Source organism: Aurantimonas sp. HBX-1 (assembly GCF_021391535.1).
In the GTDB taxonomy this organism is placed as follows: domain Bacteria; phylum Pseudomonadota; class Alphaproteobacteria; order Rhizobiales; family Rhizobiaceae; genus Aurantimonas.
In genome coordinates this window covers 892,646-913,719 of the sequence record NZ_CP090066.1, presented here as the reverse complement: position 1 = coordinate 913,719, position 21,074 = coordinate 892,646, and the positions used below count along the sequence as shown (strand labels likewise).

Annotated in this window: 23 protein-coding genes; 5 read left to right on the top strand and 18 right to left on the bottom strand. The window is 67.7% G+C overall.

Annotated features, from left to right (window positions below; genetic code table 11):
* Positions 1-263: 263 nt before the first annotated feature.
* The 18 genes from LXB15_RS04240 to motA all read right to left on the bottom strand — a co-directional run bounded on the left by LXB15_RS04240 (position 264) and on the right by motA (position 13,526).
* Positions 264-1,562, bottom strand: coding sequence for a flagellin (locus tag LXB15_RS04240; RefSeq protein ID WP_233951118.1), 1,299 nt, complete (start codon positions 1,560-1,562; stop codon positions 264-266).
* A 147-nt stretch (positions 1,563-1,709) separates the two neighbouring features.
* Positions 1,710-2,477, bottom strand: a complete 768-nt coding sequence (fliP, locus tag LXB15_RS04235; protein ID WP_233951116.1) for a flagellar type III secretion system pore protein FliP — start codon at positions 2,475-2,477, stop codon at positions 1,710-1,712.
* Positions 2,474-2,995 carry a flagellar basal body-associated FliL family protein gene (locus tag LXB15_RS04230; protein WP_233951114.1) on the bottom strand — a complete coding sequence of 174 codons (522 nt, stop codon included), beginning with the start codon at positions 2,993-2,995 and terminating at the stop codon, positions 2,474-2,476. The genes fliP and LXB15_RS04230 overlap by 4 nt, the downstream gene beginning before the upstream one ends.
* Positions 2,996-3,129: 134 nt before the next feature.
* On the bottom strand, positions 3,130-3,834 hold the full coding sequence (gene flgH / locus LXB15_RS04225) for a flagellar basal body L-ring protein FlgH (RefSeq protein WP_233951112.1): 705 nt from the start codon (positions 3,832-3,834) through the stop codon (positions 3,130-3,132).
* Complete coding sequence (locus LXB15_RS04220; protein WP_233951110.1) at positions 3,831-4,430, bottom strand: MotE family protein; 600 nt, start codon at positions 4,428-4,430, stop codon at positions 3,831-3,833. Before LXB15_RS04220 ends, flgH begins: the two co-directional genes overlap by 4 nt.
* Entirely contained in the window at positions 4,430-5,614 is a 1,185-nt protein-coding gene (gene flgI / locus LXB15_RS04215; RefSeq protein ID WP_233951108.1) for a flagellar basal body P-ring protein FlgI, read from the bottom strand. The genes LXB15_RS04220 and flgI overlap by 1 nt, the downstream gene beginning before the upstream one ends.
* Positions 5,611-6,105: a flagellar basal body P-ring formation chaperone FlgA gene (gene flgA, locus LXB15_RS04210; protein ID WP_233951106.1), complete on the bottom strand. Its 495-nt coding sequence runs from the start codon at positions 6,103-6,105 to the stop codon at positions 5,611-5,613. The genes flgI and flgA overlap by 4 nt, the downstream gene beginning before the upstream one ends.
* Positions 6,106-6,108: 3 nt before the next feature.
* Positions 6,109-6,897: a flagellar basal-body rod protein FlgG gene (flgG, locus tag LXB15_RS04205; RefSeq protein ID WP_233951104.1), complete on the bottom strand. Its 789-nt coding sequence runs from the start codon at positions 6,895-6,897 to the stop codon at positions 6,109-6,111.
* Positions 6,898-6,968: 71 nt separating this feature from the next.
* A complete protein-coding gene (locus tag LXB15_RS04200) occupies positions 6,969-7,283 on the bottom strand; it encodes a flagellar hook-basal body complex protein FliE (RefSeq protein ID WP_233951102.1) in 315 nt (104 codons plus the stop codon).
* Between the two features lie 2 nt (positions 7,284-7,285).
* Complete coding sequence (gene flgC, locus LXB15_RS04195) at positions 7,286-7,702, bottom strand: flagellar basal body rod protein FlgC (RefSeq protein ID WP_233951100.1); 417 nt, start codon at positions 7,700-7,702, stop codon at positions 7,286-7,288.
* Positions 7,703-7,707: 5 nt separating this feature from the next.
* Positions 7,708-8,088, bottom strand: coding sequence for a flagellar basal body rod protein FlgB (gene flgB / locus LXB15_RS04190; protein WP_233951098.1), 381 nt, complete (start codon positions 8,086-8,088; stop codon positions 7,708-7,710).
* Between the two features lie 202 nt (positions 8,089-8,290).
* Positions 8,291-8,713, bottom strand: coding sequence for a hypothetical protein (locus LXB15_RS04185; RefSeq protein WP_233951096.1), 423 nt, complete (start codon positions 8,711-8,713; stop codon positions 8,291-8,293).
* A gap of 2 nt (positions 8,714-8,715) precedes the next feature.
* The gene (locus tag LXB15_RS04180) at positions 8,716-9,804 is read right to left on the bottom strand and encodes an EscU/YscU/HrcU family type III secretion system export apparatus switch protein (protein WP_233951094.1); all 1,089 of its coding nucleotides are present in this window, start codon (positions 9,802-9,804) and stop codon (positions 8,716-8,718) included.
* 101 nt (positions 9,805-9,905) lie between these two features.
* Positions 9,906-10,949, bottom strand: coding sequence for a FliG C-terminal domain-containing protein (locus LXB15_RS04175; protein WP_233951092.1), 1,044 nt, complete (start codon positions 10,947-10,949; stop codon positions 9,906-9,908).
* A gap of 6 nt (positions 10,950-10,955) precedes the next feature.
* Complete coding sequence (gene fliN / locus LXB15_RS04170; protein WP_233951090.1) at positions 10,956-11,303, bottom strand: flagellar motor switch protein FliN; 348 nt, start codon at positions 11,301-11,303, stop codon at positions 10,956-10,958.
* A gap of 118 nt (positions 11,304-11,421) precedes the next feature.
* Entirely contained in the window at positions 11,422-11,742 is a 321-nt protein-coding gene (locus tag LXB15_RS04165; RefSeq protein WP_233951088.1) for a hypothetical protein, read from the bottom strand.
* Complete coding sequence (locus LXB15_RS04160; protein ID WP_233951086.1) at positions 11,723-12,661, bottom strand: FliM/FliN family flagellar motor switch protein; 939 nt, start codon at positions 12,659-12,661, stop codon at positions 11,723-11,725. Before LXB15_RS04160 ends, LXB15_RS04165 begins: the two co-directional genes overlap by 20 nt.
* Positions 12,662-12,665: 4 nt before the next feature.
* Positions 12,666-13,526, bottom strand: coding sequence for a flagellar motor stator protein MotA (gene motA / locus LXB15_RS04155; RefSeq protein WP_233951084.1), 861 nt, complete (start codon positions 13,524-13,526; stop codon positions 12,666-12,668).
* 209 nt (positions 13,527-13,735) lie between these two features.
* On the opposite strand from motA, the gene flgF reads away from it, so the two are divergent.
* The 5 genes from flgF to LXB15_RS04130 all read left to right on the top strand — a co-directional run bounded on the left by flgF (position 13,736) and on the right by LXB15_RS04130 (position 21,065).
* Positions 13,736-14,461: a flagellar basal-body rod protein FlgF gene (flgF, locus tag LXB15_RS04150; RefSeq protein WP_233951083.1), complete on the top strand. Its 726-nt coding sequence runs from the start codon at positions 13,736-13,738 to the stop codon at positions 14,459-14,461.
* A complete protein-coding gene (gene fliI, locus LXB15_RS04145) occupies positions 14,458-15,789 on the top strand; it encodes a flagellar protein export ATPase FliI (RefSeq protein WP_233951080.1) in 1,332 nt (443 codons plus the stop codon). The genes flgF and fliI overlap by 4 nt, the downstream gene beginning before the upstream one ends.
* A 67-nt stretch (positions 15,790-15,856) precedes the next feature.
* A complete protein-coding gene (locus LXB15_RS04140; RefSeq protein WP_233951078.1) occupies positions 15,857-16,369 on the top strand; it encodes a GbsR/MarR family transcriptional regulator in 513 nt (170 codons plus the stop codon).
* Complete coding sequence (locus LXB15_RS04135; protein ID WP_233951076.1) at positions 16,366-17,883, top strand: efflux RND transporter periplasmic adaptor subunit; 1,518 nt, start codon at positions 16,366-16,368, stop codon at positions 17,881-17,883. The genes LXB15_RS04140 and LXB15_RS04135 overlap by 4 nt, the downstream gene beginning before the upstream one ends.
* Positions 17,880-21,065, top strand: coding sequence for an efflux RND transporter permease subunit (locus tag LXB15_RS04130; RefSeq protein WP_233951073.1), 3,186 nt, complete (start codon positions 17,880-17,882; stop codon positions 21,063-21,065). Before LXB15_RS04135 ends, LXB15_RS04130 begins: the two co-directional genes overlap by 4 nt.
* Positions 21,066-21,074 lie beyond the last annotated feature (9 nt).

Genomic DNA, 21,074 nt, shown 5'->3' with positions numbered 1-21,074 from the left:
AGCAAGTCGGCGTCATGCCTGTGGTCGGATTTCCTCGCGGCCACTTCGCTATGACCGAACCTTGCGCGGGGCTCCCCTTCCAGGTTCTTAACATCGGCGCGATGGTTCCCGCTGCGCCGTTGTTCCGCTTCTTATGGTTAACGACCTGGTAGCGACCATGGTTAACCGGGCGTTGCTGAGCGTGAAGCTATCCGGGGAGACAAACGAAGAAAGCCGCCCCCCGAAGGGAGCGGCTTGTCGACGGTCCGGAAGGTGGCTTCGGCTTAGTTCTGGAAGAGCTGCAGGATCGCCTGGCTGGAGGAGTTGGCGATCGAGAGCGCCTGGACGCCGAGCTGCTGCTGCGTCTGCAGAGCCTTGAGGCGGGTCGACTCTTCCGTCATGTCGGCATCGACGAGGATACCGACACCCTTGTCGATCGTGTCCATGAGCTTGGAGACGAACTGGGTCTGCATCTCCACACGGTTCTGCACCGAACCGATCGACGCGCCGGCCGTGGTGACCTGCGAAAGGGCTTCGTCGACGACCTTGATGTAGTTCTGGATGTCGGTCGATGTCGCGCCGGTAATGTTGATCGCCTCGACGCTGGTGGCACCGGCCGAGGCCGTCGTGGTGGTCACGGCGGTGGCGGCGAGGCCGAGGTCGGCGACGGCGAGCCCGCTGGTGCCGCTCGCGGTGGCACCGCTGACGGTGAACGTGTCGGTGGACGAGAACACGACATTGTCCGCAGCGTTGATGGAAACCTCGATGCCCCGGATGTCGGCATCCTTCAGCGCCTGCGTCAGCACGTTTGCCAGATCGGCGTTCGACCGGATCACGGTGTCGGACAGACCGGCGGCGGTCAGTGTCGCCTGGGTGATCTCGACCGTGCGGGCCGCGGAACCACCCTGTTTGACGGAGAAGCTGACCAGGTCGTTTGCTGCAGCAAAATCAATGCCGGCGCCCGCCTCGACGGTTCCAGCGACACCGCTGGTGTTGGTATACTTCGTCAGGTCGATTGTCTTGTTCAGGATGCCTGTATTCGCGGTACCGGCAGCGTTGGTGGAGTAAAGGCGAATGTTGGTGATGTCGACGGTGATGCTGCCGATCGAGATCTTGCCGTTCGCATCTCGCGACAACGACGAGACGATCTGCTTCGACAGGTCGGTGCTGACGCCCGTCGACAGCCAGTTCTGCCCCGAGAAGGACGAGGAGTCGGCGATCGTCCGCAGCTGCTCCTGCAGCGCGGTGATTTCCGACTGGACCTTGGACCGGTCGACGCCGTCCGACGTAGCGGTCGTCAGCTTTGACTTGATCTCGGCGAGAACATCCTTGGCCGCGCTGAGGCCGGTATAGGCCGCGTCGACCGTTGCCGCACCGATACCGAGCGAATCGGAGACCGCCGACATCGCGTTGTTATCCGAGCGCATGCCCGTCGCGATCGACCAGTAGGCGGCGTTGTCCTTCGCCTCCGACACTCGGAAACCGGTCGAGATGCGGTTCTGCGTCTCGTCCATCATCTTGTTGGTCGTCTGCAGCGTCTGCAGCGCGGTCATCGCAGCGACGTTGGTATTGATACTCGTCATTGTCCTACCCTTGCTGGCGAGCTTGCCCGTCATGGGCCGTGCCTGATGTCGCGCATCGGAGCTTCATGCCGTCTGCGTTGTCGTTAACCTAGGTTGTTAAGGTTAAGCGGAAGTAAAATTTGCCGTCTGACGGCCGCCCTGGCCGCGTCAGAAAAATGACCGCACGAGAGAGCCGACCAGCAGGTTCCAGCCGTCTATGAGGACGAAGAACAGGATCTTGAACGGCAGCGAGATGATCGTCGGCGGCAGCATCATCATGCCCATCGACATGGTCAGTGTCGCGACGATCATGTCGATCACCAGGAACGGCAGCACGATCAGGAAGCCGATCTCGAAACCACGGCGCAGTTCCGAGATCATGAAGGCCGGCACCAGGACCCTGAGATCGACGTCGCCGTCCTCGGCCCCCTGCGGCTCCGGCTCGACCCGGTCGCGGCTGTTGGCGGCGGCGAGATCGCCGAACAGCGCCAGATCGGCTGGCCGGACCTGGGTCAGCATGAAGTCCTTGAACGGATCGGAGATGCGATAGAAGGCTTCCTGCTCGTCGATCTCCTCGTTGAGGAGCGGCTGCAGGCCGTCCTGCCAGGCGCGGTCGAAGGTCGGCGCCATGACGAAGAAGGTCATGAACAGCGACAGCGAGATCAGGATCAGGTTGGCCGGCGTGGTCTGCAGGCCGAGGCCGGTTCGCAGGATCGACAGGGCGATGACGATCCGGGTGAAGGACGTCACCATCACCAGCAGGCCTGGCGCGATCGACAGCACGGTGACGAGGCCGAAGAGCTGGATGATCCGGCCCGAGGCGGCCGAGCCGCCGTCGGGAATGAGGCCCGCGAGCGCGCCGGCGGTATCGTTGAGCTGCGCCGCCGCCGGATGCGAAGCCAGCAGCGCCAGAAGGACGACGAGGAGCCGTGTCATTCGGCGACCATCGCCTGGATCAGATAGTCGACGACGGCGGGCGAGCGGAGCTTGGCGCGCTCGCGCAGATCGTCGCGCAGATGCAGAAGGCCCCGCGTGCCCTCGACCTGCGCGAGCTGGAGCGAGCGCAGGAAGGCCAGCGTGTCGGCCTCGATCTCCGCGGCGAGGACCTCGGCGTCGATGCTGCCGTCATCCTCGACGACGATCGACGCCTCGATCCGCAGCCACGCATTTGCCGGGGCATAGATATTGGTGACGACGGGCTTCAGGGCGATCAGCCGCAGCGGCAGGGCGCTACCCTCGGCCGCGGCGATATCGGAGGGGGGAGAAGCCGTCTCGGCCGGCGGCTGCACGACCGCCTCTGCCGGCGCGGAAGCCGCGCTTCCGCTATTCAGCCAGCCGACGAAGGCGCCGCCCGCGCCCGCCACCAGGGTGAGGATCACCACCGCGATCGCCGTCTGGATCGTCGTGCGCTTCTTGGCGCCCGCATCATCGTCCCATGTGCCTGCATCGGCCATTTCGACGAACCCTCTTCGCTCCGGAAATCGGCGGCGATGCCTTCATGGCACCGACCTGCCGACAATCGAGCGATAGCCGTCCTGGCTGACCCGAGACTTGCCTTCCGGCCATCGCCGGAAGGCGTTGCGGCTCCTCAGAAGGGCGCGACGATGTCGTAGACCTGCTGGCCCCAGCCCGGCTGCTGGACTTCCGTCATGCGGCCGCGGCCGCCGTAGGAAATCCGGGCCTCGGCGATCTTGTCGTAGTCGATCGTGTTGTTCTGCGAGATGTCCCGCGGCCGGATGATGCCGGCCATCGCCAGCACCCGAACCTCGAAATTCACCCGCACTTCCTGCTGCCCGCTGACGACGAGATTGCCGTTCGGCAGTTTCTGGGTGACGACGGCGGCGACCGAGAGGTCGATGTCCTCCGAGCGCTTGATCTTGCCCTTGCCGGACATGTCGGAGCTGCCGTCCGCATCGAGATCGACGCCCACCGTCGGCAGCTCGTAGTTGCCGAGCTGGCCGGCCAGGTCGAGCCCGCTGCCGATGCCCGACCGGCGCGAACGCTCGGAATTGTTGTCGAGCGAGGCCTGGTCGCGAATGCGGATCTTCACGGTGACGATGTCGCCGACATCGAGCGCGCGCGGGTCCTGGTAGAACTGCGCCTGCTTGTCGCTCCAGAGCGAGTGCGGCGTCTGCGGTCCGGAGGCCGGAAACGCCGTCGGCGCGCCGGCCAGCGCCGGATATTCGTAGAGCCCGGTGCCGACCGGCGACATCGCCGGCTCGCGCAGGAAGTCCTCGCGGCTGGTCGAGCAGCCGGCCAGCGCCGCAAGCGCGAGGATTGCAAGGATCTTCATGACCGGCTCTCCGCGACCTGTTCGGCGTCGGCAGCAGTGCCGGCCGAGGTCTTGTCGACGATGCGCTTGGCGATCTCCGCCGCCACCGCGGGCGACATTTCGCTCAGTATGTCGCTGGCCTGCCGCGACTTGAGGCGCACCAGCACGGACGCGGCGGCGTCGCGGTCGAGATTGGCGAGCTGCGGCGCCGCCGCGACGGCCTTCATCTGGCTGTAGATGTCGACGACGATCTGCGAGGCGCTGTCGAGAAAGCGCTGGCGCTCCGCCAGCCAGGTCTCGTAGTCGGCGCGCTTGGCCTCGAGTTCGTCGATCTTCTGGCTGATCGCGACTTCCAGGTCCTTCATCCGGCTCTCCTGCAGGGAGTAGCGCGCGTCCTGGGCCTTGTCGGCGATGTTCAGGCAGTATTGCTGCACCTCGGTGGCAGGCGCCGGGGCGACGAGGTCGCCGGCCGGGTCGATGATCCGGATCTGCTGCGGCGGCAGTTCCGGCGCACCGGCGGACGGGTCGCCCTCCTGCGCGGCGGCCGGCCACGCCAGCACCAGCACCAGGGCGCACCAGCCGAGCCCGCCGGACGATTTCAAAAGCGTCTTGATCATCACTGCACCACGAGTTCGGCCTGGAGCGCGCCGGCCGTCTTGATCGCCTGGAGGATCGCGATGATCCCGGTGGGCTTCAGTCCGATGCGGTTCAGGCCGCGGACCACGGTTTCGAGATCGGCGCCGCCGACATAGGCGAAGTTGCCGCCATCCTGGGACGCATCGACGATGGTTTCGGAGGTGACGACGGTCTGGCCGTCGCTGAGCGGCGCCGGCTGCGACACCGAGGGGAGCTCGCTGATCCGCACCGTCAGATTGCCATGCGTGACGGCGACGGTGGAGATCTGCACGTCCTGCCCGATCACCACGGTGCCGGTGCGCTCGTCGATGACCACCCGCGCCACCTGGTCCGGCGCGATCCGCAGGTCGCCGATCTCCGCCATGAAGCGCGTGCTGGACACCTCGCTCGGGCGCTTGAGGTGGATGGTGCGGAAATCCTCCTCCTGCGCCACCGGCCGCCCCCAGCGCTTGCGCGCATAGTCGTTGACGATGTCGACGACGCGGATCGAGGTCTTGAAGTCCGGATTGACGAGTTCGATCGCCAGCTTGCCGTCATCGTTGAAATGGCCGGGCACCTCGCGCTCGATCATCGCGCCGTTCGGCACCCGCCCGGTCGTCGGCACGCCCTGGGTCAGCCGTTCGCTGTCGCCTTCGGAGGAAAAGCCGCTGACCGCGACCGCCCCCTGGCCGACGGCGTAGATCTCCCCGTCGGCACCGTAGAGCGGCGTCATCACCAGCGTGCCGCCGAGCAGCGAGCTGGCGTCGCCGAGCGACGACACGGTGACGTCGATACGCGAGCCGGTGCCGATGAAGGCCGGCAGTTCGGCGGTGACGGTCACGGCGGCAATATTCTTGTTGCGCGCCGACTGGGACCGGACGCTGACGCCCATCCGGTCGAGCATCGACTGCATGGACTGTTCGGTGAACGGCGAATTGCGCATGGAATCGCCGGTCCCCTGCAGCCCGACCACCAGGCCGTAGCCGACCAGCTGGTTGGGCCGCACACCGCGCACCGTGACGATGTCCTTGATGCGGACCGAGCCGAGCGCATCGCCGGGATTGCCCCGCACCGCCGCGACATGCTCGCGGCTCGGTGCCGGCGTGCCGTAGCCGGAATAGTCGGCCGGGACGGCCGCAACCGCGCTCGCCAGCAGCATGGCAGCGGCAAGGAAGGGGCGGATCATCCGGGTATCCTGACGCTGCCGTCGGGCGCGACGACGCCGGAGACGATGACACCGCTGTCGGCATTGCGTACCCGCACGAGCTCGCCGGCGGGTGCCGACTGCAGCGCGGTGCCGAGACCGGTGATCATCAGGCCGTCGGCCTCGTAGACGAGCGTGACCGCGGCGCCGGCGCTGACGACGTCGGCCAGCTTCAGGTCCGACAGCAGGATCGGCCGGCCGGGCAGCAGGGTGCGGCGCGCCACGCGGCCTTCCAGCATCGACTCGTCGGCGACGTACAGCCCGAGCTTCTCGTCCTTGACGACGTAGGCCTTGCGATCGAGACCCCGTTCGAAGACATTCTGGCCCGGGTAGACGACCACGGTCGGCACCGGCATGTCCAGTTCCGCCGAGAATGCGCGCACGGGCACCGACAGGATGAACATGGCCGCAAGCGCGACCGCCGCGGCGTAGAGGATGACGAGGATGCGGCCCGGGCCGCGTGCGTTGTCCATGGCTCAGCGCAGGCCCTTCGACACGACGCTCGCCATCTCGTCGGCGGCGGAGATGACCTTGGAATTCATCTCGTAGGCGCGCTGCGCCGAGATCAGCTCGGAGATCTCCTTCACCGGGTCGACGTTGGAATCCTCGAGATATCCCTGCTGCACGACGCCATAGCCGGGATCGCCTGGCACGCCGACGATCGGCGCACCGGAAGCGACCGTCTCCTTGAAGAGATTGCCGCCCTGGGCGGCGAGGCCCGCGTCGTTGGCGAAGCTGGCGAGCGTCAGCTGGCCGATCTCCTCCAGATCCGCCGCGCCGTCGACCCGGGCGAAGACCTGGCCGCTCTCGTTGATGATCACCTCGGTGGTGTTCTGCGGCACGGTGATCGCCGGCTCGACCGCGAAGCCGTCGAGCGTCACCAGCTGGCCGTCGCCATTGGTATTGAAGGCGCCGTCGCGGGTGTACATGACCTCGGCGTTGGGGCCCTGCACCTGGAACCAGCCCTGGCCGTTCAGCGCCAGATCCAGCCGGTTACCGGTCTGGTTGAGCGTGCCCTGCAGATGGATGTTGCGGATCGCCGACAGCCGCGTGCCGAGGCCAAGCTGCGCGCCTTCGGGGACGACCCCCTCGCCGCCCCGGGCCGGCACGCCCTGGGCGCGCTCGATCTGGTAGAGCAGGTCGGTGAACTCCGCCCGCGCCCGCTTGAAGCCGGTGGTGTTGATGTTGGCGATGTTGTTGGCAATGACCTCGACATTGGTCTGTTGCGCATTCATTCCGGTCGCGGCGATGGCGAGGGCTCGCATGGGTCGGTTCCTTCGATTGGTGGCAGGATGCCCATGCGGGCAGGCTGGATCAGCGGGTCAGGCGAACCGGCTCAGATCGACATGCGGGAGAGTTCGAGATAGGCGCTGACCGCCTTGTCCCGCAGCGCCACCGCCGTCTGCAGCGTCCGCTCCGCCGCCATCACCGACTCCACCACGGCCTGGGTCGAGGCTTCGCCCCTGATGCCCTGGATGGAGGTCGCCTCGGCCGACTTGACGGCGTCCATGGCATTGGTGGCGACCTGCGACAGCACGGTGCCGAAGTCGGCGCCGGCGACCGTCGTCGCGACGCCGGAAGCGGCCGACGATGCACCGCCGATGGGGCTGGTCTGGATGCGGGGGAAGGCGGAGCCGAGAGCGGAAATCATGGTCAGTTCCTCAGGAGGTCGATGGTCATGTTGATGATCTCGCGGGCCTGCTTGACCACCTGCACGTTGGCTTCGTAAGCGCGGTTCGCGTCGCGCATGTCGGCCATCTCCACCAGCATCCGCACGTTCGGCATCTTGACGTAGCCGTTCTCGTCGGCGGCGGGATTGCCAGGGTCGTGCTCGACGACGAACGGCGCGTTGTCGCGCCCGACCTGCCGGACGCTGACCATTTCGGCGCCGGTCAGCCGGTCCAGTTCGCTGGCGAAGCTGACCGTCTTGCGCTGGTAGGGATCGCTGCCGGGCGTCTGGCCGGTGGTCTGCGTGTTGGCGATGTTCTCCGAGACGATGCGCATCCGCGTCGACTGGGCCTGCAGACCGCTGGCGGCGATCCGGAGCGAGGAGAGAAGCGGATCCGACATCGAGACTAACCCTTGACCGACATGATGAGCATCCGCTGGAACGCCTTCATTACCGACGTATTCAGCGCGTAGCCGCGCGAGATTTCGCCGGCCTTGAGCATTTCCTGCTCGAGCATCACGGAGTTGCCCGAATGCCGGACGTCCCAGCTGTCCTCGGTCACGGTGCCGTCCGTCCCGCGCTGGCGCCCGAGCGAGGCGAGATGCATGTCGCTCGACTGCGAGAGCTGCAGGCCGGTCGTGTCGAGGACTTCCGAGAAGGGCGTGATGTCCTTGCCGGTGTAGCCGGGCGTACTGGCGTTGGCGATGTTCTCGGCGACCACGGTCTGGCGATTGGCGAGCCATGAACTGCGCTGCGAAGCGATGCCGAAGAGATAGACCTGGTCCATGCATACCGAGCGTGTTGCTTGCGTCGCTGCATGTCTAGGAACGGGTGCTTGTCCGAAGCTTGACCGCCCGCCCCGTCGTCTTCGGCGCTGCAACCGGGAACAGCGCCCGGTCAGCTGCCCCACATCCAGGGGATGCGGAGCGGCGCCATTTGCTCAAGGAATTTTGGAGAAAGCGGTGGGGAAGCCTCCCCCGACGGCCGCTCTAGCGCGTCAGGCGCGCCGCGCCGATCGCCGCGAGCAGCCGCTCGGTCTGGCCGTCGGGGTCCAGTGGCGGGCCGTCGAAGGCGATGTAGGTGATGTCCACGGCCGCCGTCGAGGCGCCCAGCTCCAGCCGGAAATGCGCCGTGACGTCCTCGTAGCGAAACTCCAGCGCCAGGCTGATCACCGGGATCTCGCCCCAGCCCAGCAGGATTTCGCCGGAATTGGCGAAGCGCAGCACGCCGGGTTTGAAATAGGGCTCGGCCGAGGACGCGACGATGTCGTCGAGATTGCCGTACCGCTCCAGCCGCAGGAAGGCGATGTAATCGACGACCTCGACGAGGCGAAGCTCGGCGACGAACTCCCGGAGGCCCTCGGCGAGCGCTCGCTCGCGGACCATAGTCTTGCGCTTCTTCATATCCAGCATGACTAGGCTGTCGCAACTCCCATCTTGGAGCCCGTACGGGAGTGGAGGTAGTAGATGAGTTCGGCGACCGCCTTGAAGAAATCCGGTGGGATCATCTGGTCGATCTCGACACTATCGTACATCGACCTTGCCAAGAGCTTGTCTTCGATGATCGGCACGTCGTTCGCCTCGCCGATCTCGCGGATCTTGAGCGCGATCAGGTCGACGCCCTTGGCCACGACGACGGGCGCGCCCCCCTCCTCGCGCACGTAGCGCAGCGCGATGGCGTAGTGGGTCGGGTTGGCGATGATCAGCGTCGCCTGCGGCACCGCCGCCATCATCCGCTTCTTCACGCGGTCGCGGGCAACCTGGCGCTGGCGCGCCTTGACCATCGGGTCGCCTTCGGCCTGCTTGTTCTCTTCCTTGATGTCCTGCTTCGACATGCGCAGGTCGCGGCGCCAGTGGATGCGGCTCATCGCCAGGTCGGCGGCCACGAGCACGATCGTCGCGATCGATACGCCCGAGAGCAGCTTCATGGTCATTTCGAGGATCAGTTCCGGCATCAGGACCGGGTCGGAATACATCGTGCGCATCATCGTCGGGAATCCCGAGATGAGCAGCATGCCGACGACGATGCCGATGGTGATGAACTTGAACATGGCCTTGGCGAACTCCGTCAGCCCGCGCAGGCCGAAGATCCGGCTGAAGCCGGCGGACAGCGATATGTGTGACGCTTTCGGACGGATCCGCTCGAGATTGATCTGCGGCGGGTTCTGCAGCAGCGACGAGGCGACGCCGCCGATGACGAAGAAGACCGCCGCCGGAAGCACGAACCGGGCGCTCTCGATCCCCAGCATCTGGAGGACGTGCAGGGCATCCACACCGGTTTCCAGCTCCCATTGCAGCGGATTCTCGAAGGTCGTCTCCAGGGTCAGAAGCAGCCGTTGCGCCGCGTCCCTCGCATGGAAGGCGATGAACGCCATCGTCGCCAGCAGCGAAGCCAGGATCGGAGCCTCGCGCGAGACCGGAAGGTTGCCCTTCTCGATCGTGTCGCGAAGCTTCTTTTCGGTCGGCTCCTCGGTGAGAGACGACTTGTCCTGGCTGTCACTCACCGCCGATTAGTCCTCAAACCTGTTGACGTTCGGTGAAGGTGGGACTGGTCCGCCCTCCGAGACTACGGCGATCGGTCAAAGGATCGACGCGGGGATCAGGATTACGCCGCGTCCATCGCGCGAAGCTGTATCCGTCCGTCGCCGGAAAGGCGCAGCGCCTCGTCGGCGATGCGGCGGCGCGCCGCTTCGATCTCGCTCTCCTGCACGTCGATCTGCTGCGACAGCTCGGCCTCGGCCATGCGCCGCGCGCGGGCGCCGAGCGAGGACAGCACGCACTCCTTCATCTCCGCCGACGCGCCGCGCAGCGCCAGGATCGACAATTCCGTGGGTATCGCGTCGAAAAGCGTGAGGCGCGACTTCTGCGGCAGCTCCGGCAGGTCGTTGAAGTTGAACAGAAGCCGCTGCAGGTTTTCGGCGTCGCGCGGGCGCACGGTCCGCACCGCCTCGAGGAGCTCGTCGGCCTGGCGCTTCTCCAGCCGGTTCACGATGTCGGCGAGGATCGCGTGGCTGCCGGTGCTCTCGGGGCTCTCCTGGCTGCCGAGATATGCCTGGCGCACATGCGTCTCGAACAGGTTCAGCACCGGGACCGACAGCGGCTTGAGCGTCAGCATCCGGCGCATCACGCTGTTGCGGAAGCCCGGATCGAACTCGCGCACGATCGACGAAGCGGTCACCGCGGGGATCTTCGAGAGCAGGATCGCCACGACATGCGGGTGTTCCCTCGCCAGCTGCGGCGCCAGCACCTCGCCCTGCATGTCGGCGACGGCGTCCCAGACGCTGCGCGCCGGCTCGTCGGACAGCTCGAGAGCGAGTTCCGCCGCCGCCTCCGGGAAGAGCGCCTCGAACTCATCCTCCGAGAGCGCCTTCTGGAGCAGTTCGTCCATCTGCCGCTCGGGACCCGCAACCCCCGGGCCCTTGCGGAACGCCTCCTGGAAGATCTCGACGATCAGGTCCATCTGCTCGGGCGAGATCGGCTCCAGCCCGCCTGCCGCGTCGCGCAGCAGCTTGATGTCGCCGGGGGCGAGATGCTTCAGCACGCGCGACGCACCCGACGAGCCCATGGCGAGAAGCAGGATGGCGGCTCTGGCGCGACTGCTGCGCGGCAGCGCCACGTCTTCGTCCTGGTAGGCGGCGATCATCGACATGGGAAACTAGGCGACCCGCTGCTTCTTGGGCTTCAACTGGGCACCGGGCGTCGCGACCTCAGTGAGCGTCAGGCCGAACCGCTGGTCCTCGTTGTCGAGGATGACGATCTCGCCGCGCGCCACCAGGCGGCCGTTCACCACCACGTCGACGGGATCGCCGACCTTGGTGTCGAGCTTGACCACGGCGCCGCGTCCGAGCTTGAGGATGTTCGCGACGGTCATCGTCGCCGAGCCGAGCACGACCTGCATGGTCACCGGGACATCCATCACGATGTCGATGTCGAGCGGCCCGGGCGTCGCCTGCTCTTCCGTGTCGGATGCGACGTCTTCGGCGTCGGCGTCGATCTTGCTCATCAAATCATCCTCGGGAGTTGTCGGGCGGCCAGGCCGCAGGTTCCAGTGCCGCCCGGCCGCAGCTTCGGCTTAGCGGCCGGGACTGGCGCGAAGCCTGTGCGGCCGGCGTCGGCGGCGGTCAGGCTGCGGTTCGATCGGAAAGGCCGAGGCGCGCTGCGGCCCAGTCGGCGCGCTCCAGACGGCGTTCGAGCCGCTCGCCCTCCTCGCGCGCTTCCTCGATCCGCGATTCCAGCGCGCGAAGCGTCTGGATGCCCTCGTGCTTGAGGACGACGACGGCCTGCGCGGCGCGGTTGATGGAGCGATCGGCTTCCTGCAGGGCGGCGCCGAGGTCGCTGCCGGCGGCGCGCAGCAGGCGAAGCTCGCGATACATGCGTCCGCTGCGCAAGGCGGTGACGACGAGGGCTGCGAGCAGCACGAGGTCAATCAGATAGGATGTCATCGATGAACTCCTGGGCTGGGTCGACGCGTTCTTCGACGCTGATCACGAAACTGTCCCGCGAGCGGCCGACGGTGGCGCGGAACAGCTGGCGGTCCTCGCACTCGACGGCGATGAGGCTGGCGATGTCGACGTCGAGGGGGATGGTCGCGCCGACGCGGAAGGCGGCGACGGTGGACAACGGCACCTTCTTCTTGGCGAGCAGCGCCTGCAGCCGCAGGTCGCTCTGCGAAAAGCTCGCCCTGATCGCCTGGGCCCAGGCCTCGTCGCGGTCCACCGGCGGCGCGTCGGGCGACTCGGCCAGGAAGCGGCGGTGGGGGACGAAGAACTCTTCCGGAAACCCGACCACCAGCGGCGCCGTGAGGCCGCGCACCGTGATCTCGAAGCGGAACTGCACGAAGCGGGTCGCGGCGTCCTCCAGCCGGGCCGCGAGTTCGGACTGCTCGATGAGATCGCCGCGGGCGAGATCGAGCGTCGCGATCGCGGCGAAGGCGTCGTTGGCCGACTGGACGAGGGCATCGATCGCCAGCACGACGACGGCGCGGTCGAGCTCGGTCGGCTCGCGGGTCAGCTGCTTGTCGGGAGACGGCTCGGCGCCGAAGAAGGTGGAGATCAGCGCCTCGATCGTCGATCGCGCGACGACCGCGAAGCCCGGCTTCTGAAACCGCGGGGACGACAGCATGGCGATCAGGGCGCCGTCGCTGCCCTCCTCCGGTGGCTCGGGCGCCAGGTCGAGCTCGACGCCCGCGACGCTGAGCGCCGGCCGGTCGGCAGCGACCGGCGCCAGCCGGCCGCCGATCCGCTCCGCCCAGACCTCGCCCATGTGAAGAAGGCGCGGCAGGCGGCTCGGGTCCATCTCGGCGGCGCTGCGCAGCCGCTGGGTGATGACCTGCGATTCCCTCGTGGAGGCGACGTTGCTCATCGCGTCACGCCCCCGCGCCGCCGATGGTCTCGTTCTCGACCTGATCGATGGTCGGCCGGTCGTAGGCCGAGATGGTCTTGCGGCCGTATTCCAGCGCCACCTGCGGCATCGCGCCGTTCATGTAGGCGATGAGGGTGGATTTCACGATGACGAAGACGCGGCACTTCTTCTCGCGGACCGATTTCACCTTGGTGGCGATCGGGCCGACCACGGCATAGGAGAAGAAGATGCCGGCGAAGGTGCCGACGAGCGCGGCGCCGATCAGGTGTCCGAGCACTTCCGGCGACTGGTCGAGCGCACCCATGGCCTTGATGACGCCGAGCACCGCCGCGACGATGCCGAGGGCGGGCAGGCCGTCGGCGACGTCCTGCAGGGCATGCTTGGGCTTCATCGTGTCGTAGGTGATCGTCGCAATCTCCTCCTCCATCAGCGCCTCGATCTCGTGCGGGCGGGCGTTGCCGATGATGATCAGCCGGCAGTAGTCGCAGATGAAGTTGGTCATCGGAACGTCCTGGAGGACGGTCGGGAAGGCCTGGAAGATTGTCGATTCCTTCGGGTCGTCGATATGCGCCTCGACCTCGCTGCGCGATTTCGACCGCATCTCCCGCATCAGCTGGTGCAGCAGGCCTAGGACGTTCAGGTAGTCGCGCTGCTGGGGTACCTTGTTCTTGAACGCCTCGAGGATGGCGCGCCCGCAATCCTTCACCACCTTGGTCGGGTTGGCGACGAGGAAGGTACCGACGGCCGATCCGATGATGATGACGTATTCGAAGGGCTGGACGAGGACCCCCAGGTGCCCGCCCATCGCGACGTAGCCGCCCAGCAGGCAGCCGAGCGTCACGATCAGCCCAAGTACAATTCCCATGCGATCCTCGCGAACAGATGACTGAGCAAACCCCTAGGTAAAGCCGCTTGTGCGAGCCTTGCTGGACGGCGGGTCGGACCGGGGTTCCGCCGGTAATCGTCGTTCACAGGCTCGGACAAGGATGGGCGGCGAAACATCCGGCAGACCCTTCGGCGACCGGCCCGGGAAGCCGGCTGCCCTCCTCGTCCCCTCCAGACCGAGATCCGAGCATGCAGACTTCGTTTCCCGTCGCCCTCTCGGCCCAGCTTGCGATGGAAAAGCGCCTCGAGACGATCGCCAACAACATCGCCAACAGCCGGACTGCCGGCTTCCGCGCCGAGGAAGTGAAGTTCGAGCAGCTGATCTCGCGCACGGCGGGGGAACCGGTGAGCTTTGCCTCCGAAGGCGAGACTTACCTCTCGACACGCTCCGGCGAACTGACGCTGACCGGCAATCCGCTGGATCTCGCCGCGTCCGGCGAAGGCTATTTCGCCTTTCAGGGCCCGAACGGGCCGGTCTACACCCGAGACGGTCGGATGCGGATCAATGCCGATGGCGGGCTGGAGACGATGAACGGCTATGCCGTGCTCGATGTCGGCGGCGCGCCGCTCCAGATCAATCCGAATGCCGGCCCGATCGGCGTCGCGCGTGACGGCATGATCACCCAGAACGGCCAGCAGATCGGCGCGGTGGGCCTCTTCGCCATGCCGGCGGGCGCCCAGCTGACGCGATTCGAGAATTCCGGCGTCATTCCCGACCGGGCCGCCGTGCCGGTCGTCGACTTCCAGAACGCCGGCATGGTGCAGGGCTTCGTCGAAGGGTCCAACGTCAACCCGGTCATGGAGATCAGCCGGCTGATCGCCCTGCAGCGCGCCTTCGACAGCGCCGCCAACCTCGTCCAAGGCTCCGAGCGGTCGCTCGACGAGGCCGTCAAGAGCCTCGGGAGCATGTCGTGAGCAGCGGCGGACTGGGTTTCGAGGGCGCGGCGCTCGACGCGCCATGCCTCGACATCTCCGGCCAGGTCGTCGACGTCTCGCCGCAATCCTTCCGGGTCGCGGGCCTGTCGCGCTTCGTGCGGCTCGGCGACTGCATCGCCTGCCCCGGTTCGGACGGCGACTCGCTGGGCGAGGTCGTGCGGATCGAAGCCGACGCGCTGACCGTCAAGCCGTTCGGCAACCGCTTCGACCGCGGCGTCAAGGCGCCGGCGCGGCGCCTCGGCCGGTTCAGCCTGGCGCCCTGCGACGCCTGGAAGGGCCGCGTCCTCAACGCCTTCGGCATGCCCTGCGACGGCGCCGGCCCGCTCGCCAGCGGCGACGAGGAGCGCTACGCCGACGCGCCGCCACCGCCTGCGCTCCGGCGCGGCCGGGTCGGCAGTCCGGTTCCGACCGGCGTCAGGGCGATCGACATCTTCACGCCGCTGGTGAAGGGGCAGCGCATCGGCATCTTCGCCGGCTCCGGCGTCGGCAAGTCCACCCTGATGGGCATGCTGGCGCGGGCACAGGGCTTCGACACGGTCGTCGTCGCCCTTGTGGGCGAGCGCGGCCGCGAGGTGCGCGAGTTCCTCGAGGAGTCGATGGCCGGCGACCTGTCCAAGCTCGTCACCATCGTCGCCACGGGCGACGAGAGCCCGATGATGCGTCGCCTCGCCCCGCGCACCGCGACCGCCGTCGCCGAATATTTCCGCGACCGCGGCGAAAACGTCCTCTTGATCGTCGACAGCATCACCCGCCTCGCCCACGCCGCGCGCGACGTGGCGCTGGCGGCCGGCGAGCCGCCGGTGGCCCGCGGCTATCCGCCCAGCGTCTTCTCCGAACTGCCGCAGCTGCTGGAGCGCGCGGGACCGGGTCTCGACGGATCGGGAACGATCACCGGCGTGTTCTCGGTGCTCGTCGACGGCGACGACCACAACGACCCGATCGCCGACGCGATCCGAGGCACGCTGGACGGCCATATCGTCCTCGACCGCGCCATCGCCGAACAGGGACGCTTCCCGGCGGTGGACGTGCTGAAGTCGATCTCGCGTCTCGCCGAACGCTCCTGGAACGAGCAGGAACGCGAACTCGTCGTGCGGCTGCGCGGGATGATCTCGCGCTTCGAGGACACCCGCGACCTGCGCCTGCTGGGCGGCTACCAGCGCGGCAGCGACCAGACGCTCGACCAGGCCGTGGACCTCGTCCCGCTGGTCTACGAGAGCCTGATCCAGGGCCCGCGCGACGCGCCGAGCACCGCCCCCTTCAACGACCTCAGCCGGCGCCTCAAGAAGAGCTTCGAGCCCGCCGCCTGAACCGGGATCGCCGCGGGCCGGATCGTTCAGTCTTGACTGAACGATCCCTCGTACGTATCTGCCCGGCATGAACATCGCTGTCGACCAGACCACCATGCCCGACGAGCGCCGCCTCGCCGCGGCAGCCCACCTCATCGAGCGGATGGGCGATCATCTCGAGGCCGAGGGCATGCCGCGGATCGCCGGCAGGATCTTCGGGCTGATGATCCTCGAGCCAGGCCTGATCAGTTTCGGTGCCCTGGCCGAACGGCTGGGCGTCAGCCGCGCGTCGATCTCCACCAATGCGAGGCTGCTCGAGAACAAGGGGCTGCTGGCTCGCGTGCGGGTCGCCGGGCAGCGGCAGGATTACTACCGCCTGGCCGACCAGCCCTACGTCAACATGCTGCGCGGGGTCGCGGCACGGATGGGCGAGACGCTGGCAACGCTGGCAACGGCCCATGATGCGCTGCCGCCGGAAGCCAGCGTCGAGCGCGCCCGGCTCGACCAGGCTCGGGTCTTCTTCGAAACTACGCTGGCCGCGATGACCGAACTTTCGGGACAGCTGAGCCAGCTTGCTGCCGGCGGACGGGACAAGCCATGACCGACAATCGGAAGGCCGCCGAATCCGAGGCAGCGACGCAGCCGAAGCCGCGCGAGCCGAAATCCTGGTCCGGCTGGATCGCCGCGCTCTTCGTGCTGGCGCTCGTCGGCTGGATGGGTTCCGGCTACTATTACCCCGCCGCCTCGACCGACGCCGAGGCGCCGCGCACCACCGAACGCCAGCCCTTCACCGTCGAGGCCTTCGTCTCGCGCGCCCGCACCGTCACCGAATTCGTCGCCTCCGAGGGACAGGTGTCGCCCGACCGCATGACGCCGGTCCGCGCCAAGGTGGGCGGCACGGTCGAGGACGTCGCCGTCGCCAAGGGCGATTTCGTTCAGGAAGGCGCGCTGATCGCCCGCATCGCGCTCGACGACCGCGTTGCCCAGCGCACCCAGGCCCAGGCCGAGCTCGCCCGCCGCCAGGGCGAATTCGACCGCATCTCCGGGCTGGCCGAGCGCGGCTACGCCACGACAGCGCAGGTCGAGGCGGCGCAGGCCGAACTCGCCACCGCGCAGGCGGATCTCGCGGCCATCCAGCAGACCACCGGGGATACCGAGATCCGCGCGCCGATCACCGGCGTCCTCGACAATTTCGACCTCGATCTCGGCGAGTTCGTCGCCGCCTCCGCCGAGGTCGGCACGGTGATCGACAACGATCCGCTCACCGTCGACATCCAGATCCCCCAGCAGAGCGTCGGCCGGGTCCGCGCCGGCCAGCCGGCCGCCGTCACCTTCATCACCGGCGAGAGCCGCGAGGGCACGGTCAGCTACGTCGCCGCCAACGCCGACGCCGCGACCCGCACCTTTCCCGTCGAGATCACCGTGGCCAACCCGGAGCGCGAGATCCCGGCCGGCATCTCGGCGCAGGTGCGGATCCCGGTGGGCGAGATCCCGGCGCATTTCCTCTCCGCCGCCCTCCTTGCCCTCGGCCCCGACGGCTCGCTCGGCGTCAAGGCGGTCGACGCCGACGAAACGGTGGTCTTCCACCCGATCAAGCTGGTGCGCGCAGAGACGGACGGCATCTGGGTCTCGGGGCCGCCGGAGACGATGCGGGTGATCTCGGTCGGCCAGGGCTTCGTCTCCGCCGGCGAGACGGTTCGGGTGATCGAGGCGGATCCGACCGAGGAAGTGCCGACGCCCGATCCCGCGCTCGTAACGCCGGACGACTCTCCGCTGGTCCAAGACGACGAACCCGGCGCGACTAGCACCACGGGCTCCATCGAGCCATCCACCGAGACTGGACAGGACGAGAGCGCCGACGGCCAGCCGACGGAGATCGCGTCGCTGCTCGAAACGATCGGGGTCAGCGGCGAAGGCCTGCCGGTGCGACTTCTGCAGCAGCGGCTGGTCGCGCTCGGCTATGAGGTCGGGCCGGTCGACGGCGTCCTCGGCGAGTCGACCAAGGAAGCGATCCGCGAGTTCCAGCGCAGCAACGGCCTTGAGGTCACCGGCGAGGTCAGCGCGGCGCTGGCGATGGCGCTGTTCACCGACAACGCGCCGGCGGGTGCCGAATGAACGGGATCATCGAGGCCGCCTTCGACCGCTCCCGGACGGTGCTGCTGTTCCTGGTGCTGATCTTCGTCACCGGCATCATCGCCTATCAGTCGATCCCGAAGGAATCCTCGCCCGACATCCCGATCCCGGTCATGTACGTCACGGCGGTGCTGGACGGGATCTCGCCGGAGGATTCCGAGCGGCTGCTGGTGCGGCCGCTGGAGACCGAGCTGTCGTCGCTGTCGGGCCTGGACGAGATGGAGTCGCATGCCGCCGAGGGCTTCGCCTCGGTGCAGCTGGAATTCGAGGCCGGCTTCGATGCGGCGCGGGCCCTCACCGACGTGAAGGACGCGGTCGACCGCGCCCGGCCCAACTTGCCGGACGAGGTCGAGGAGCCGGTGGTCAACGAGGTCAACACCTCGCTGTTTCCGATCCTGACCGTGGTGCTCTCGGGCCCCATTCCCGAGCGCACCCTGGTCAACATCGCCAACGAACTGGAGGACGATCTGGAGGCATCGGCCGGGGTCCTCGAGGTCGACATCGGCGGCGATCGCGACGAACTGCTCGAGGTGCTGATCGAGCCGACGGTGTTCGAGACCTACGACCTCTCATTCGACGAGCTGGTCAGCCAGATCAGCCGCAACAACCGGCTGATCGCGGCGGGCGCGATGGACACCGGCGCGGGCCGCATCGTCGTCAAGGTTCCCGGGCTCATCGAGGACATGCAGGACGTCCTCGACATGCCGGTCAAGGTCGACGGCAGCACGGTGATCACCTTCGCGGACGTCGCCGTGGCGCGCCGCACCTTCGAGGATCCGAGCGGCTTCGCCCGGATCGACGGCGAGCCCTCGCTGGCGCTCGAGGTCAAGAAGCGCTCCGGCGCCAACATCATCGAGACCGTCGCGGCGGTGCGCGAGGTGGTCGCCCGCCACCAGGCCGAATGGCCGGATACCGTCCGGGTGAAATATCTCCAGGACGAATCCGAGCAGGTCGAGACGATGCTCGGCGACCTCGAGAACAACGTCATTTCGGCGATCGTCCTCGTCATGATCGTCATCGTCGCGGCGCTCGGCCTGCGCACCTCGATCCTCGTCGGCCTGTCGATCCCCGGCTCGTTCCTCGCCGGCATCGCGATCCTCTGGTTCATGGGCTTCACCATGAACATCATCGTGCTGTTCTCGCTGATCCTCGTGGTCGGCATGCTGGTCGACGGGGCGATCGTCACCACCGAGTTCGCCGACCGCCGGCTGCTGGAGGGGGCGACGCCGCGCCAGGCCTACAAGCAGGCGGCCCAGCGCATGGCGTGGCCGATCATCGCCTCCACCATCACCACGCTGGCGGTGTTCCTGCCGCTGCTGTTCTGGAGCGGCATGGTCGGCGAGTTCATGAAGTTCCTGCCGATCACGGTGCTGATCACCCTGTCGGCGTCGCTGGTCATGGCGCTGATCTTCATTCCGGTGCTCGGCGGCATGATCGGCAAGGCCCAGCCGATGCCGGCGCGCCAGCGCCAGGCGCTGGAGGACGCCGAGACCGGCGACGTGTCGCGCATCGGCGGCGCGACGGGCGCCTATCTCAAGGTGCTGCGCGGCGCGGTGAAGGCGCCGCTCGCGACCTTGGTCATCGCCTCGACGCTGCTCGTCGGCGCCTTCTACGGCTTTGCGCAATACGGCCGCGGCGTCGAGTTCTTCCCGTCGATCGAGCCGGAATTCGCGCAGGTGCAGATCCGCGCCCGCGACAATTTCTCGATCTACGAGCGCGACGCGCTGGTCCGCCGCGTCGAGGACCGGCTGCTCGGCATGGAGGAGGTGCGCAGCGTCTATGCCCGCACGATCGGCGAAGGCGGCGCCCGCCAGCTCGGCGCGGACGTCATCGGCACGATCCAGCTCGAACTGGACGAATGGGACCAGCGCCGCAAGGCGACGGAGATCTTCGAGGACATCCGCACCCGCGTCGCCGACATCCCCGGCGTCAACGTCACCGTGCAGCAGGAGCAGAGCGGGCCGTCCAGCGGCAAGCCGATCAACGTCAAGCTGCTGGGCAGCGATATGGAGGCGCTCGCCGAGGGCGTCGCCACGGTGCGCACCCTGATGGACCAGATCGGCGGCTTCGAGAACGTCACCGATTCAAGGCCCCTGCCCGGGGTCGAGTGGCAGGTGCAGGTCGACCGCGAGGAGGCGGCCCGCTACGGCGCCGACGTCTCGCTGCTCGGCCAGGCGGTGCGGCTGCTCACCGTCGGCATCGAGGTCTCGAACTACCGGCCGGACGATGCCGGCGGCGACGGCGAGGTGCCGATCCGCGTGCGCTTCCCGGCCGGCGACCGGACGCTGGAGCGGCTGCAGGACCTGCGGATCCGCACCGCCCAGGGGCTCGTGCCGATCCGCAACTTCGTGTCGTTCGAGCCGGCTCCCAAGGTCGGCACGATCATCCGGATCGACCAGCGCCGCGTGATGTCGGTCGAGGCGGACGTGGCGCCCGGTGTCCTCGCCAACGACCAGACGACGAAGCTGAACGCCGCTCTCGCCGCGGCCGAGCTGCCGGCCGGCGTGGAATACACGTTCGGCGGCGAGGCCGAGGACCAGGCCGAGGCCGCGACCTTCCTCGCCGGGGCGGGCGCGGCGGCGATCTTCCTGATGTTCATCGTCCTCGTCACGCAGTTCAACTCGATCTACCAGGCCATCCTGGTGATGACCGCCATCGTCTTCTCGACGGCGGGCGTGTTCTACGGACTGCTGCTGACCGGGCGGCCGTTCGGCGTGGTGATGGGCGGCATCGGCGTGATCGCGCTCGCCGGCATCGTGGTGAACAACAACATCGTGCTGATCGACACCTACAACGACCTGCGCCGCTCCGGGCAGTCGCCGCTGGAGGCGGTGATGCGCACCGGCGCGCAGCGGCTGCGACCGGTGTTCCTCACCTCGATCACCACCGTGCTGGGCCTGGTGCCGATGGTGATCGGCGCGAATGTCGACTTCATCCGCCGCGACATCGCTTTCGGCGCGCCGTCGACGCAGTGGTGGATCGAGCTGTCGACCGCGATCGCCGGCGGCCTGACCTTCGCGACGGTGCTGACGCTGGTGCTGACCCCTGCCCTGCTGATCCTCGGCGAAACCTTCTCGGCCTGGGTGAAGCGCCGCCGCGGCCGCAACGCGCCAAGTCCGCTGGCGGAGGGAGACGGACGGCCGACTGCCGCACCCGCCGAGTGAGACGGGCCG

Bases quoted from the DNA above. Each gene is read 5' to 3' on its own strand.
- motA (WP_233951084.1), bottom strand. From the start codon at position 13,526: ATGGGAATTGTACTTGGGCTGATCGTGACGCTCGGCTGCCTGCTGGGC.
- flgH (WP_233951112.1), bottom strand. From the start codon at position 3,834: ATGAAGATCCTTGCAATCCTCGCGCTTGCGGCGCTGGCCGGCTGCTCG.
- flgF (WP_233951083.1), top strand. From the start codon at position 13,736: ATGCAGACTTCGTTTCCCGTCGCCCTCTCGGCCCAGCTTGCGATGGAA.
- flgG (WP_233951104.1), bottom strand. From the start codon at position 6,897: ATGCGAGCCCTCGCCATCGCCGCGACCGGAATGAATGCGCAACAGACC.
- flgA (WP_233951106.1), bottom strand. From the start codon at position 6,105: ATGGACAACGCACGCGGCCCGGGCCGCATCCTCGTCATCCTCTACGCC.
- LXB15_RS04160 (WP_233951086.1), bottom strand. From the start codon at position 12,661: ATGAGCAACGTCGCCTCCACGAGGGAATCGCAGGTCATCACCCAGCGG.
- flgC (WP_233951100.1), bottom strand. From the start codon at position 7,702: ATGTCGGATCCGCTTCTCTCCTCGCTCCGGATCGCCGCCAGCGGTCTG.
- LXB15_RS04240 (WP_233951118.1), bottom strand. From the start codon at position 1,562: ATGACGAGTATCAATACCAACGTCGCTGCGATGACCGCGCTGCAGACG.
- LXB15_RS04230 (WP_233951114.1), bottom strand. From the start codon at position 2,995: ATGGCCGATGCAGGCACATGGGACGATGATGCGGGCGCCAAGAAGCGC.
- LXB15_RS04220 (WP_233951110.1), bottom strand. From the start codon at position 4,430: ATGATCAAGACGCTTTTGAAATCGTCCGGCGGGCTCGGCTGGTGCGCC.
- fliP (WP_233951116.1), bottom strand. From the start codon at position 2,477: ATGACACGGCTCCTCGTCGTCCTTCTGGCGCTGCTGGCTTCGCATCCG.
- LXB15_RS04200 (WP_233951102.1), bottom strand. From the start codon at position 7,283: ATGATTTCCGCTCTCGGCTCCGCCTTCCCCCGCATCCAGACCAGCCCC.
- LXB15_RS04135 (WP_233951076.1), top strand. From the start codon at position 16,366: ATGACCGACAATCGGAAGGCCGCCGAATCCGAGGCAGCGACGCAGCCG.
- flgB (WP_233951098.1), bottom strand. From the start codon at position 8,088: ATGGACCAGGTCTATCTCTTCGGCATCGCTTCGCAGCGCAGTTCATGG.
- LXB15_RS04140 (WP_233951078.1), top strand. From the start codon at position 15,857: ATGAACATCGCTGTCGACCAGACCACCATGCCCGACGAGCGCCGCCTC.
- LXB15_RS04185 (WP_233951096.1), bottom strand. From the start codon at position 8,713: ATGCTGGATATGAAGAAGCGCAAGACTATGGTCCGCGAGCGAGCGCTC.
- LXB15_RS04130 (WP_233951073.1), top strand. From the start codon at position 17,880: ATGAACGGGATCATCGAGGCCGCCTTCGACCGCTCCCGGACGGTGCTG.
- flgI (WP_233951108.1), bottom strand. From the start codon at position 5,614: ATGATCCGCCCCTTCCTTGCCGCTGCCATGCTGCTGGCGAGCGCGGTT.
- LXB15_RS04175 (WP_233951092.1), bottom strand. From the start codon at position 10,949: ATGTCGATGATCGCCGCCTACCAGGACGAAGACGTGGCGCTGCCGCGC.
- fliN (WP_233951090.1), bottom strand. From the start codon at position 11,303: ATGAGCAAGATCGACGCCGACGCCGAAGACGTCGCATCCGACACGGAA.
- LXB15_RS04165 (WP_233951088.1), bottom strand. From the start codon at position 11,742: ATGACATCCTATCTGATTGACCTCGTGCTGCTCGCAGCCCTCGTCGTC.